Here is a 13498-nt window from a genome sequence, read left to right as displayed (position 1 = left end):
ATAAGGACACTTCTTTCTGTATGGATTTTGTGTGGTAACTTAATTTTAACAGAAGGTGTCCTTATTTTTATTCAAAAAATAAACAAAGCCAGTGAAATTTTACGATGAGTAAAATTCCACTGGCTTTTTCACTTCAGAGGAGGTTTTGTCCCAGCCTCAAATAAGGCAATGTATTTTTATGATTTTTAAAACTAATTAAATAATGCTTATATAAAGAAAGAACTTCACACAACAGCATCAGCAGTTCTTTCTTTATATAAACTTCCGATGCACACCTTTCCCATCATACCTGAAGACTGTTCCGGCCTTCATATATGCTTTCAAGATGTACCTTTCCCATAGCTTGTGAATATATGGCAGGACTTTCTCCAGGTATTTTAGATCTAGCTCAATATCCTGGAAACCAGTGCTTTAAATAGAGCTTGGAATAAAAGTATATTATATCGCCCGGTATTAATTCCGGCCCCAATGTTGGTCTCGTCCTTTGACCATTGGTTATTAATTTAACACACTGTAGTTCAAAAAGATTTTTTAAACCTTCTAAACTGGGTTCTGTATTCAATGCCCATGTTAGAAGAGCAAGAAAAGGACTGCTCTAGGTAGCCTTACAATTTTCAACTGTAACCAATTAAGCAACAGCATCTCAAACTATATCTATCTTTTCTTTAGGCTCTTTTCTAAAAGATTGTTGTTTTTTTAATAAGTTCTGTGAACAAACTCTATTGTTAAACAGGTTGATTGGAACGTAAGGAGCGAGACTCCTTGATCCAGCTACAAGCTGAGACCCTCGAGTCATAAGCCAATCCGTCCATGGGGAGAAAAGCCCTCCCCACTGCTTGGCTGACGCACGAAGCACAGGATGTGCAAGCCAGGCGTGGCCACAGGACGTGGCGTTCGAGCGTGGTAAGTGCGACTAAGCTTCTGTCTTCACTGTCGTTCGCCAATCAGCAAGTCTTCTTTATCGGGTCTCTGCCTGCCACTTTGTTTAGAATTTTATATCTATTGGGATTAACACTGAGCGTTTAATATTTATATGCCTGAGCAGGCACCGCTTTCCGCTTTTCTGTGCGGGAGCAGCGGGTATTGTCCACTCCGGACTGACACCGCGGGTCTAGCCAATCGCCATTAACAGGCAAAATCGGCCTTTCACTGCCGCTCGTCTTATGCCGGGCTAACGCACGATGCACAGGATGTGCGAGCCAGGCGGGGCCACAGGACGTGGCGGTAGGAGCGTGGTAAGGGCGACTAAGCTTCTGTCTTCTTTATCAGGTGTCTGCTTTTCTTTTAGTGTTTTGCCTCTAGTTAGAAAAGATCATCAATCAGCTTTTGAATCGATCTCTTGAAAAGCACCGTCCTCCGCTTTTCGATCAGGTGAGACCCCACAGGCGAAGCCGAGGAGGCTCGGGCGCCCGCCCCGCGGAAAGCGGGCATCCTCACGTTCCAATCAACCCCTTGTTCAATAACAACAAAGTTTTCGAAAACAGCCTTTCTTTAAAACTACCGGAGCCTAGTGGCATCTGCTGGAACCTAAAAAATCCTTTCAATTGAACACAAGATGATTCCTGTCCAACAGAGATCCTCTTTATATAACTACCTATTGAATTATCATTTAATAAGGGGACTTTCCTATCATCAACTCTATTATTTTGATTTATAGCAGTTTTACATTTATAGGATAGAGATAAGGTTCCTTTGGCTCACTGGTCTTTTTCAAGTCAGTTATTTTTATCGTAGGAAGTTCTGTCCCATTATAAGTAGTGACATCCAAAATACCAGTTGCTTCAATCCATGTATCCTCTTTTAAAGAAGAAGCATCCGGAATTTCAGAAAGAAAGCCTATGATACTGGCATCCGCCACACAATGGGTAATTAAAAACCTTGAGATTACGAGTTGATTTGGTCCGAACCCATCCTCTTTATACACAAATCCCTTTAATTCAATCTTTCTTCCCTTAAACTTTTTTATATCCTTACTAATTTCCTCATAGTATGCAGCATAAACATAGTCATTCATTTTGATTTTAGGGCTTTGTTGGAGCTTTTTAATTAACTGATCATATTTTTCCTTGGATACTTCTTCTCGGCTTGCTAATCCAGGATCGATCACATCATCTTTCACAGAAATATTGTCTTCTGCACTCTGGCTCAGGTCCTCTGAAGTTGCAGTTTTGGAATCACTTGAATCTTTTTTTTCTTGAGGATTTTGATTTTGATGGGACAAAACTGCCATACCGCCCTTCTTATTTGCAATCGAGGCATCAAGAACCTTCGCAGGGAGGAAAAAACCCGTTAATATAGGGACAACAATGACCGCATAGGAAATCAGCTTTTTGGCATTAAAGGATGAATCGCCGTGATCATGACCGCAGGCATGATCGTCATGACAATGATGATGGCTTTTCCCAGTGTCTGTCCATATTCTAGTGATTTGGATAAAGAATAAGAATAAGAATATGATAGAAGCTGACTGGCTTAACCCCACATATTTAGGATTGATAAGCTTTGTGATGTCTCCAGAGAAATGCAGCATGAAAAGCATCCCCGAAAATGCTAGTAAAATGACTGCTCTAACAGCCTGCTGAAAATGGAATGTCACACTCTCTCCTCCTTATAAAAATCTTTGGGCGATCATTATGGTAATAAAGATTATCGATATCACCAAAGTAAGCATTCCAGCAACAAACTTAAATCTAAATACACTTAGCATCATTAAAGTATTTTTTAAATCAATCATGGGCCCAAATATTAAGAATCCCAAGATGGATGAGGTAGGAAAAATGCTGCTGAAGGAAGCCCCAATAAAAGCATCCGCCTCCGAACATAAGGATAAGACGTAAGCTAACCCCATCATGACCAGTAGAGAGGTAACCGGCCCATTTCCCGCTTCTAACAGTGTTTTGGCAGGCATATAAGTTTGTACCAGAGCTGCTAAAAAAGCACCCATGATCAAGTATTTCGCCATATCAAAAAACTCATCGATGGAATGTGTAAGCATGGACCATAATCGGCTGCCAAAGGATCCTTTGTCAGTATGTACATGGGTAGAGGATGCCTCGATGCCGGCTGATGCTTTCAATTGATTTCCTTTAAACAGGAAACTGACCGCCAATGAGACTATGACAGCTATAAGAAAACCTAAACCCATCCTCAGTCCAGCAATCTTAAAATCATTGCCGAACGCCATATATGTAGAAGCAATGACAATCGGGTTGATGAGAGGACCTGTTAACATAAATCCCATTGCAGCGTGAATAGGTACTCCCTTTGACACAAGTCTGCGGACAATCGGTACAATTCCACATTCACAAGCAGGAAATACGGCTCCCACAATACAACTCATGATGACTGCCAGGATTTTATTTTTGGGAATCCACCTTTGAATATGCTCTTCGGTCACGAAAATTTGAATAAAACCTGCAATCAATACACCAATTAGTACAAAAGGCAGAGCTTCAATCAATATACTGAGAAAGATCGTATTTAAATTTAACACAGAAGGAGGAAAATTAAAGGTGCCTTTGAAGCCTGTACTATAAGAAAAAAATAGCAAAGTTAAAATTACAATTGCCATTCCAGTAATATCGATAATATTTACACGAAAAACTTTATTCATCTGAACCTCCTAATTGTAGTTTTTAGGATTTTAATCATTTGGAAACTTCCGCACGCCTTTATAAACCGAAATTATTACGGTTTACATTCTATAATAAGATTATTAATTTGTAAATGACTTTATGTGTAGGTGTTTTGTTAATTTAGAAGTAAAAAGTGGCGGCGAAAGCAGCCACTCGGTTTGTCGAAAAAAGGGGTTCGGAATGCACTCATTACGGACCCCTTGGGTTCCACTGCTAAACTATAGGTAAAGAACCCTGTTGATCTACGTTCCAGGCGCGAGACTCCTGCAAGAGCAGCCGGACAGGTGAGGCCCTGCAGGCGCACAGTGCCGAGGAGGTTCACCGCCCGACCCGCGGAAAGCGAGTGCCCTTCACTGCAATCAATAGACCAGTTTCAAGAACAGATTAAATCTTAAAAAGACTGCAGGCAAACCTGAGTTTCCTCGAGTTTGTCTACAGTCTGATTGGCTGCGTAAAGCAGCCACTTTTTATTTATTTTGTTTCACGATGTAAGGTCCGTCTCTTCAAACGAGGACAATATTTTACCAGTTCCACGCGATCTGGATGTGTCCTTTTATTCTTAGTGGTTATATAATTCCTGTCACCTGTTTCCGTACAAGCAAGCGTAATTTTAACTCTCATTTTTTTCCTCCAATTAAATTAGATTCGTATTACTCTCTTTCGTCTGTTTCTTATCAGATTAGATTAAACTCTGGAAGATTATCCTGGAGATTACTCCAATCCATTTTCATTTCTTCATCAGTTAAAAGACATATATCTAACAATTTCTCAATTTCATCTTTGTTCATTTTTACACCAATGAATACAAGTTCTGTCATTTTATCTCCAAATTCTTGATCCCAGTTCATTAATAGCTCCGGCTCTTCCATTAAGATTTGTTCTCTTTCCTCTGCAGGCAGAGAAACAATCCACTGTCCGGCTCCTTGTATAGTAATAGAGGGACCCGCTTGAGACAAAAATCCGGCATGGCTGCTCCGTGTGGCTAACCAGAAAAAACCTTTAGCCCGGACAATTTCTACAGGCCAGTTTTCTAACCATACTCTTAATCGATCAGGATGGAATGGCAGCTTCCTTCGATAAACGAAAGAAGAGATTCCGTACTCTTCTGTTTCTGGAGTATGCTCTTCGTTTAACTCCTTAATCCAGCCAGCTCCTTGACTAACTCTGTCAAAATCAAACAGATCTGTATCCAAAATATCATCTAATACAGCCTTTGCCTTAACTGTTTCTACAATCTTTGCATCTGGATTAAGCTTTTGAAGAAGTGACTTTAATTCAGTAACCTCCTCTTTTTGTACTAAATCAATTTTATTCAGGACTAGAACATTTGCAAATTCAATCTGGTCCATTAATAAATCAACGATTTCTCGATCATCACTATCATTAACTGCCTGCTTTCGTTCCAGCAAGCTTTCTCCTGATGCAAAATCCTTCCAGAATCGATTGGCATCCACAACCGTTACCATATTATCCAACTGGCAATATTCGGATAAGTTGATGCCTAAATCTTCATCAATATATGTAAAGGTCTGAGCTACAGGTATGGGTTCCGAAATACCGCTGGACTCAATGATGATATAGTCAATATCCCCGTTACGCACAAGCTTTTTCACTTCGACCATTAAGTCTTCTCTTAATGTACAGCAGATACATCCATTCTGAAGCTCCACAAGCTGTTCCTCTGTACGAGAGAACCCTCCTTGCTTAATTAGAGAAGCATCAATGTTAATTTCACTCATGTCATTCACTATGACAGCAATCTTTTTATGTTCACGGTTAGATAAAATATGGTTTAACAGCGTTGTTTTTCCTGCACCTAAATATCCGCTTAAAACAGTAACTTTTACTTTGGCAGTCATTATAACCCTCCTATTAAATCAAAACGATTCCGATTTAAACTTTATAATTAATCCGGTTCCCTAAACTTCCCTTTACCAGCTGGATTTTTTCACACCAGGAATCTGTCCTTTGTGGGCCAGTTCACGAAAAGCGATACGGGACAGCCTAAATTTTCTCATAAACCCGCGGGGTCTTCCTGTTAACTGGCATCGATTATGTAACCTTGAAGGAGCAGAGTCACGAGGCAGTTTGCTTAAAGCAATGTAATCCCCTTTTTCTTTTAATTCTTTACGTATCAATTGATATTTTTCTACCATATTTTGTCTTTTAAGTTCTTTCACTATTTTTGACTTTTTTGCCATAGTTGCCTCCTTGAATAAATTTTTCCTTTATATTTTAAAGATTCATTCATTTATTCTCTCTCTGTGACTAATTTTAAACATCACCACAAATCAGAACGGTTACGATTTACATCTTAGAATATATTTTTTATAAAATCAAGCTAAATCATTCCATTTCTTTGACACTGAACTTTTTATGATAAATCCTAATGAATATTTCTATTTACAATGACATAAAAATGATCTAGAATGTAAATCGTCATCATTACGATTTGTTTTATTAGTGACAAAAATTAAGAGTATGGGAGATTTAGATATGAATTTAAAAAGGATAGTAACCACATCTGTCTTATTGTCTAGTTTAATCCTGGGTGGCTGCGGCGGCTCAGACACGGCTTCAAAGGATGATAAGAAGAATGAGAGTAAAACATTAGATGTTTACACGACGATCTACCCTCTTGAGGATTTTACCAAAAAAATCGGCGGAGACTTTGTTGACGTACATAGTATCTATCCCCCAAATGTGGATGCACATTCATATGAGCCTTCTACAAAGGATCTAACAAAGCTGGCTGACTCTGATTTGTTTATTTATACTGGAGTTGGTGTGGAAGGCTTTGCTGAGAAAGCGACAGAAATGCTGCAAAAAGAAAAAGTAAAAACTCTTAAAGCTGCAGAGGGACTTGAACTGCTGCCCTCCTCTCATAGTGAACATGAACATTCAGAAGAAGCACATAGCGGGCACGAGGAAGAAGAGCATCCAGAAGAAGAAGCACACAGTGAACACGAGGGACATGACCATGGAGATTATGACCCGCATGTTTGGTTAGACCCTATACTTGCCGCTGAGTTAGCCAGCAATATTAAAAATACGTTAACAGAATTAATGCCAGAGCATAAAGATGAGTTTGAAACTAATTTCAACAGTTTAAATAAAGAACTAAACAAGCTCAATGACGAATTTCAAACGGTGATTGAACAATCACCTGGCAAGGATTTATTAGTATCACATGCTGCCTATGGTTATTGGGAAAAACGATATGGAATAGAGCAGATAAGCATTGCAGGTTTATCACCTACACAGGAACCGTCACAAAAGGAATTAAAAACTATTATTGATGAAACCAAAGAACATAACCTTCGTTATGTAATCTTTGAACAAAATGCTAAGCCAAAAATAGCCAAGACAATCCAGGAACAACTTGGCCTAAAATCTTTAACGCTGCACAATCTTGAAGCAATAACAGATGAAAATATCAAGAACAATGATGATTACTTTACGATCATGAGGAAAAACCTTAAAACAATTAAGACGGCTTTAAGTTCTGCAGCTACAGCAAGTACGAACGATGCCCATGACCACAGTCATGCTCATGGTCATGATGATGAAAAAAGCCAAGAAATTTATTCAGGAATTTTTAAAGACTCTGAAATAGATGATAGGGAATTATCAGATTGGGAAGGTGATTGGCAATCTGTCTATCCTTACTTATTAAATGGATCTCTAGACGGGGTACTACAAAAAAAGTGGAAACAAATAAAGATAAAACCTTTGAAGAGTACAAAGAATATTATAAAGTTGGGTATAAAACAGACGTTGAACGGATCATTATTAAAGGCAATACTCTAACTTTCTATAAAAATGGAGAACGAAAAACAGGAGAATATAAGTATCATGGATACGAAGTCTTGAATTATGAAGCGGGAAATAGAGGGGTTCGTTATCTTTTTGATTTAGTTGGAGATGCAAACGGACTGCCAAAACACATTCAATTCAGTGATCATAGCATTTATCCGACCAAAGCAGAACATTTCCATATCTATTTTGGGGATAGTGAGCATGACACTCTATTAAAAGAATTAGACAATTGGCCAACTTATTATCCTTCTCACTCAAGCGGAAAAGAAATTACAGATGAAATGCTTGCACATTAATTTGTAAATTGGTAATAATGAAACCTTTAGTTCATCGAGTGAAAAAATAATGTCTGTTGACATTATTTTTTCCTCGTATTATTTTTACGTTCCTCCGTCAGATGCACCTATTTGTGTAAACCTTTTCCTCCACCTTCCCCGCTAGGAGGAAAACCATTTCTTTCCCATATCTAATAAAGTTACTCACTCTAGAAGTGGCCCTATTGCTTATAAACATATTCCTCACTCGGTTTCTGAATGTGCTCCCACGAATCAACTTTTAACAGTGGGATGTTCCTCTTGAACGGTTGATAGTAAATCGAACTTAAAGTCCCCTCGGCTTGGATCCACTGATCATTCTGTATGTTCATCGTTTTGGGGAAGTCGACAAGCATCCCATATACTCCCGAGTCTGCAAGACAGTGAATGATTCCAAAACGGAACAGGAATAGCTGATTATGTTGGACAAATTCATTCTTATACGAAAAGCCTTGAAACTGAATGTGTTTCCCCATAAACAAACCTGGTGAGTGATAGATGAGCTCCATTACCTGCAGATAATTTTTATCATTGATGACTATAGAATCGGTATTTTTTACTTTTTTTAGTGAAGCATCAATCATGTCCGTATAATCTTCGCTTTGATAGTAATAGCTTGTATCAGGTGCCAGGAACTGATGAATACTCGATGGATCCTTGTCCTGTATGATGGGAAAGTTGAAACCTTTTGCTTCAATCATTGTAGAGTTCAATGTTGCTGCTGGAATAAATAGAACAGAGAATATAGGGAAAATCATTAACGCAGAAGTCCCTATTTTACTGAACCATGTATCCTCAGAATGACTGTGGCCATCATGGTCATGACAATGACAATGGCTATGATGCTCCTCATGTTCTTTGTCTCTTTTGGAAACGAGATACCACTGGTAAAACATTAAAAAGAATAATAGACCCATAGCAAACCATGAAATGTTGGAATACTTCATATTAATGTATTTTGAGATCTGCCCTGTTACATGTAAATGCATAAAGATAAAAGCAAAGCCCATTAGAATAAAGACTCGTCTCATAACCTGCTTCCCTTCCTAGAAAAAAATGAGTGCTCCGATGATGGTAATTGTAGAAGTATACATTAGCAGCATATATACAAACTTTTTCTTGAATGTACCCATAAGCATCAATAGATTCTTAATATCAAAGATAGGTCCAAATACTAAAAAAGCCACGATTGAACCTGTGCTGAATGTACTTCGGAAAGAAGATGCAATAAACGCGTCAGCTGATGAACAAACAGAAAGAATAAAAGCTAGAACCATCATCAATAATACTGCACCGACTTTTCCATGGCCAATTTCCACTAAAGTAGATGTCTTAATAAAAGTCTGCATGGCTGCAGCTATCAGGGCACCCATGATGACGAATTTACCTACTGAAAAAAACTCCTCGATCGAATGACCAATCATATCATCGAATTTAGACTTAAAGCTCGCCTTTGAAGTATGGGGCATACTCTGTATTTCGTGTTTTAATCCACTTCCCTTGAAGTGAAAAGACAGGGAAATGCTTGTAAAAAAAGAAACCAGGCAGGATATTCCGCATCTATATCCCACCATCTTCCAGCTGTTTCCGAATGCAGCATACGTGCTCATTACAACCACAGGATTTATAACAGGTGCAGTGAGCATAAATGCTACTCCTGCATGTACGGGCACTCCTTTAGATATTAACCTTTTAGTCAATGGGACAATCCCGCATTCACATGAAGGGAAGAAAATACCCAACAACATGGTGACCAGGACGGATAAAAAACGATTTTTCGGTATGATCTTTGCCAGCATTTCTTCAGTAACGAATATCTGGATGACACCTGAGATAACTACTGCCAACAAAATAAAAGGAATAGCTTCAATTAGAATACTGACAAAAACGGTATTCATTTGTAATAATGATTGATTCATGTTTTAATTCATCTCCGTACTACTTATATAACTAGGCCAAAAAGTCAGTTTACCCTTCAATGCTTAAGTTTAGATTAAGATTTCATATTAGAGCTTTCTACATCAATATTATTGAAGAATCCTAGATTCTAAAAAAATTCTTTTCAATCAACAAACGTCTGGAACAACAACAGCAAATTAAGTCCAATAATTAGTGTGGCTATTACCCAGGCGATGTTAGTAGTTAATCTCCGGTTGACAAGATTACCCATTATTACTTTGTTACTGGTGAAAAGTATTAAAGGAATTAATGCAAATGAAATACCAAACGAAAGAACGACCTGGCTCATTACCAGAGCTTTGGAAGGATTAACTCCTATCAAAATTATAGTTAGGGGAGGAATAATTGTTATTAATCGTCGTACATAAATATTTATATGCCTTTTAATAAACCCCTGCATCACTATATCTCCCGTCAGAGTCCCGACAGAGGAACTTGATAAACCGGCCGCCAGCAACCCTACTCCGAAACAAATGGCTGTAAAAGGGCTTATTAATTGTCCAAACTGATGAAAGGCTATATTTAGATCCTCAATAATTAAGCCATTTTTATGAAATACTGCCGATGATACAACAAGCATACTCGCATTGATAGCACCTGCAATCAACATTGCTAAAAAAACATCTACTAATTCGAAGCGAAAAATTCGTAACCGTTCTACTTCAGTTGAGCCTGTAATTCTTTTTTGAGTCAGAGCTGAATGCAGATAAATCGCATGAGGCATGACAGTAGCCCCCAGCATACCTGATGCCAATAAAACACTATCTATTCCTTCAAATTTTGGAGTAAACAAGCCAGAAATAACACCGCTTGGATTTGGATTAGCATGAAAAACTTGAATGCCAAATGCTAGTACTACTACAAAAATCATCCCTGCAATCACAAACTCTAATGTCCGCATCCCCTTTCTCTGAATTTCTAGAATGGCAAACGATCCGACCGCAGCAATCAGAGCAGAATATACGAGCGGAATATCAAAAAGCAAAAATAACCCGAGGGCAGCCCCAATAAACTCAGCTAAATCGGTTGCCATTATGACAATTTCCGCTTGAATCCATAAAAGGATGGACGTTTTTTTAGAAAATTGGCTTCGGCAAAGCTCAGGCAGATTTTTGCCAGTAGCAATACCTAACTTAGCAGAAAGTGATTGAATAAGCACCGCCATGAGATTAGATGCGAAAATGACCCACAAGAGCGTATATCCGTATTTAGAACCAGCAGTAATATTAGTTGCGTAATTACCAGGATCTATATAAGCGACTGCAGCTATAAAAGCCGGTCCAATGTATGGTAATACATTCTTTAGACCCTTTGGATTCGGTCTTATTAGAAATTCATTATTGTTAGACTCCATTTTTGACCCCTCTTTACACACAATAAGTTTCCTTAGGCAAACTTTTTTTGATTAAGTAAATTATAAGACCACACTGCTAATTATGTCAAAATAAATAGTCTTGAAATCATGGTCCGGGTCAATTTTGAAGACGGCTTGGGACCTTACCTAATTCCAATATAACTAAATGCAAGGGGCAGAAGGATTAAACAAAAAATCAACTAATCACCTAATTGAGTGATTTTTTCTTAGTTTGGATCGATTCTTCAAGTAAAGCGTTAATCTTTCAACCAAGCTTTTTTTATAGCCTGGTTTCCGAGTATCTAATCGAATTCCTGCAATACAGCTATTGAAAAATACCCTAAAACAATTAGATTAATAAAAATGTATTTAGGACAGGTTTTTACTTTCAATTGTACATTTTTTCGTTAGATTGAGAACTTGTCCTTACAGCTCCTCATATTATATTGAAACTCGTAAGGAGGCTTAAATTAATTGAAAACAAAATATCCGCGTTGGTCTAAGACGCCTTATAACGGAGAAGAAAAACCTCCAAGGAATCCTGAAGAGCCTTTAGCAGGAACCTGGCCGCTCTTTTTTCTTAAGAGGGATGATCACGGCTGGTTTTCCGACCTAAAAGGAAAACCGTTACCAAAAGTGAAAAATCCAAATGCCATTGATTGGCAAGCAGAATTAAAGGTAGTGGAGCGGACGGCTAAAAGACTCACTCGTGAACAAGAACGTATTGCTGTCTATTGGGGAACCGGTGCTGTTACAAAGCAATGGACACCAATTATAGACCGGTTAATTGACACATATACAATCTTCAGGGTCGGTATCCCTCCCACTTCCATTTCAAGCCCGCGTGCTGCACGAATTCTCGCTATAACTCAGGCTGCTATCCAAGATGCTTTGGTCGTTTGCTGGGAGGTAAAATACCGTTATGATGTTGCTCGCCCTGTCCAGCAGAATCCAAATTTCGTTCCCCTTCTATGTACTCCCCGCCATCCTTCATATATTTCCGGACATGCTATCGTTTCGGGTGCTGCGGCCGAAGTACTTAGTTATTTCTTTCCAGCGGAAGCCGATCGCTTACAGGAACTTGCTTTGGAAAATGGCGTATCCCGTTTATATGCGGGTGTACATTTTCCAATAGATATAAGCGAAGGGCTTAGAATTGGTAAGGCAATAGGACGGGCAGTTATAAAGGAAATCAGAAAAGAGGTTAATGCAGATGGACAGCCTGTTGATGTGCCATTTACAGAAGATCGAAATGCACAACTGCCACCCCCTCCTTACCATCAAATTATTCCATTTGACTTTGAAGATGTGTGCCAATCTGCCTCGAAAGGTGTTCGTGTACGGGACAGGCTGAAAGAGTATATGAGGAGTTTAAAGAGTTAGTGGAATAAATTAGGGAGATAGAAGAATTAAGTAACCACCTGGAGTGGAATAACAAAAAGGACTTAAACTAATCGAACATTAGATACCGCTTAAAAAACTGCCCTCTTACACAAGGGTTTATACACTATTTTATTCTGATCAAAATGTTCCTGCACCGGACGCTTTCTTTGATTTCCCTCAATCTGTACAGACGGGTATAATTGAAGAAGGTTGTATGAACGCACCCGTACGTTCTACCCTGGCTACTGAAATAATAGGTCCTATAAAAAAGAGCAACCAGTAAAAACTGGTTAAGCTAATACGAATGTACCCGTTAGGAAAAGACTTGGCAATTCATTAGTTGCCAAGTCTTTTCGTTGTTAAGATCTATTATTTTTTCTAAAAGCAACAACAAGTGCTGCTAATGCTAAAACGGCAGAAATGATGGATAGAATTAAAGGCAAGGAATCAGAGTTCTCGTCAGCTCCTGCTTTGGTATCATTGCTATCGTCCTTTTGATCACTTTCATTATTTGCATCGTGGCCATGATCCTCTGCCGTACCTGCCACTATGTCAGTGATGGCGTGTGGCTTTTCGGATCCTTCATCACCTGTCCATTCAACAACAGATCCATCTTTATAGTATTGAAAAGCGTCCCAAGCTGCTTTGCTGGCGGTATCTGGGTTTTGTGCGACAAAAACAAACTGTTGGAACTGACCAGGTAAAATGCCTTCGGCTGTGGATTCGAATGTGATAGATGTCACTTTACCGCTAGAGTCTTTCTCCGAAGAAAACTTCCAGCCAGGTACGGGTTGATAGGACTTAAATTCCACACCTTTAGGCGTTTTTAGCGTGATTTTTGTGGTTGCTACTTCTTTTTCAACAGGAACTTTCACTGTATATGTTTCCCACGCACCTGTTGTCGATGAAGCTGGTGTTACGGTAACGTGTGCACTGGCCAAACTTGCAAACAAAAACAGACTTAGGAATGTTGGCAGCATTAATTTAATCATTTTGTTCTTCGCATATTTTCTCATTAAAATTCCTCCATTGCA

10 protein-coding genes and 1 pseudogene are annotated in these 13498 nt (G+C 38.8%); 2 read left to right on the top strand and 9 right to left on the bottom strand.

What is annotated here, in order from left to right:
• Positions 1-1651: 1651 nt before the first annotated feature.
• The 5 genes from CUU66_RS04170 to rpsN all read right to left on the bottom strand — a co-directional run bounded on the left by CUU66_RS04170 (position 1652) and on the right by rpsN (position 5836).
• The gene (locus CUU66_RS04170; RefSeq protein WP_101640419.1) at positions 1652-2596 is read right to left on the bottom strand and encodes a TIGR03943 family putative permease subunit; all 945 of its coding nucleotides are present in this window, start codon (positions 2594-2596) and stop codon (positions 1652-1654) included.
• Positions 2597-2608: 12 nt separating this feature from the next.
• Complete coding sequence (locus tag CUU66_RS04165) at positions 2609-3613, bottom strand: permease (protein WP_101640418.1); 1005 nt, start codon at positions 3611-3613, stop codon at positions 2609-2611.
• 493 nt (positions 3614-4106) lie between these two features.
• Entirely contained in the window at positions 4107-4256 is a 150-nt protein-coding gene (rpmG, locus tag CUU66_RS04160; RefSeq protein WP_101640417.1) for a 50S ribosomal protein L33, read from the bottom strand.
• Positions 4257-4309: 53 nt separating this feature from the next.
• Positions 4310-5494 carry a GTP-binding protein gene (locus CUU66_RS04155; protein WP_101640416.1) on the bottom strand — a complete coding sequence of 395 codons (1185 nt, stop codon included), beginning with the start codon at positions 5492-5494 and terminating at the stop codon, positions 4310-4312.
• A 72-nt stretch (positions 5495-5566) separates the two neighbouring features.
• Positions 5567-5836, bottom strand: a complete 270-nt coding sequence (gene rpsN, locus CUU66_RS04150; protein WP_101640415.1) for a 30S ribosomal protein S14 — start codon at positions 5834-5836, stop codon at positions 5567-5569.
• A gap of 280 nt (positions 5837-6116) precedes the next feature.
• On the opposite strand from rpsN, the pseudogene CUU66_RS25315 reads away from it, so the two are divergent.
• Positions 6117-7750 (top strand): annotated as a pseudogene (locus CUU66_RS25315) (metal ABC transporter solute-binding protein, Zn/Mn family).
• A 200-nt stretch (positions 7751-7950) separates the two neighbouring features.
• Here the strand turns inward: CUU66_RS25315 and CUU66_RS04135 are convergent.
• The 3 genes from CUU66_RS04135 to CUU66_RS04125 form a co-directional block, all read right to left on the bottom strand.
• Positions 7951-8799, bottom strand: coding sequence for a TIGR03943 family putative permease subunit (locus tag CUU66_RS04135; protein WP_101640412.1), 849 nt, complete (start codon positions 8797-8799; stop codon positions 7951-7953).
• A gap of 15 nt (positions 8800-8814) precedes the next feature.
• Positions 8815-9687 (bottom strand): permease, encoded by an 873-nt coding sequence (locus CUU66_RS04130; protein ID WP_101640411.1) that lies wholly within the window; start codon positions 9685-9687, stop codon positions 8815-8817.
• Between the two features lie 143 nt (positions 9688-9830).
• Entirely contained in the window at positions 9831-11081 is a 1251-nt protein-coding gene (locus tag CUU66_RS04125) for an Nramp family divalent metal transporter (RefSeq protein WP_101640410.1), read from the bottom strand.
• A gap of 474 nt (positions 11082-11555) precedes the next feature.
• On the opposite strand from CUU66_RS04125, the gene CUU66_RS04120 reads away from it, so the two are divergent.
• Positions 11556-12464, top strand: coding sequence for a vanadium-dependent haloperoxidase (locus tag CUU66_RS04120; protein ID WP_101640409.1), 909 nt, complete (start codon positions 11556-11558; stop codon positions 12462-12464).
• Positions 12465-12823: 359 nt separating this feature from the next.
• On the opposite strand, the gene CUU66_RS04115 is transcribed toward CUU66_RS04120, so the two are convergent.
• Complete coding sequence (locus CUU66_RS04115) at positions 12824-13480, bottom strand: YcnI family copper-binding membrane protein (RefSeq protein ID WP_101640408.1); 657 nt, start codon at positions 13478-13480, stop codon at positions 12824-12826.
• Positions 13481-13498: the final 18 nt, after the last annotated feature.

The sequence above is a fragment of the Peribacillus deserti genome (assembly GCF_002863585.1).
In the GTDB taxonomy this organism is placed as follows: domain Bacteria; phylum Bacillota; class Bacilli; order Bacillales; family DSM-1321; genus Paraperibacillus; species Paraperibacillus deserti_A.
Note: the sequence above shows the minus strand (reverse complement) of the source record. Positions and strands in the feature narration are given on the sequence as shown.

Bases quoted from the DNA above. Each gene is read 5' to 3' on its own strand.
- CUU66_RS04115 (WP_101640408.1), bottom strand. From the start codon at position 13,480: ATGAGAAAATATGCGAAGAACAAAATGATTAAATTAATGCTGCCAACA.
- rpmG (WP_101640417.1), bottom strand. From the start codon at position 4,256: ATGAGAGTTAAAATTACGCTTGCTTGTACGGAAACAGGTGACAGGAAT.
- CUU66_RS04155 (WP_101640416.1), bottom strand. From the start codon at position 5,494: ATGACTGCCAAAGTAAAAGTTACTGTTTTAAGCGGATATTTAGGTGCA.
- CUU66_RS04130 (WP_101640411.1), bottom strand. From the start codon at position 9,687: ATGAATCAATCATTATTACAAATGAATACCGTTTTTGTCAGTATTCTA.
- CUU66_RS04125 (WP_101640410.1), bottom strand. From the start codon at position 11,081: ATGGAGTCTAACAATAATGAATTTCTAATAAGACCGAATCCAAAGGGT.
- CUU66_RS04135 (WP_101640412.1), bottom strand. From the start codon at position 8,799: ATGAGACGAGTCTTTATTCTAATGGGCTTTGCTTTTATCTTTATGCAT.
- rpsN (WP_101640415.1), bottom strand. From the start codon at position 5,836: ATGGCAAAAAAGTCAAAAATAGTGAAAGAACTTAAAAGACAAAATATG.
- CUU66_RS04165 (WP_101640418.1), bottom strand. From the start codon at position 3,613: ATGAATAAAGTTTTTCGTGTAAATATTATCGATATTACTGGAATGGCA.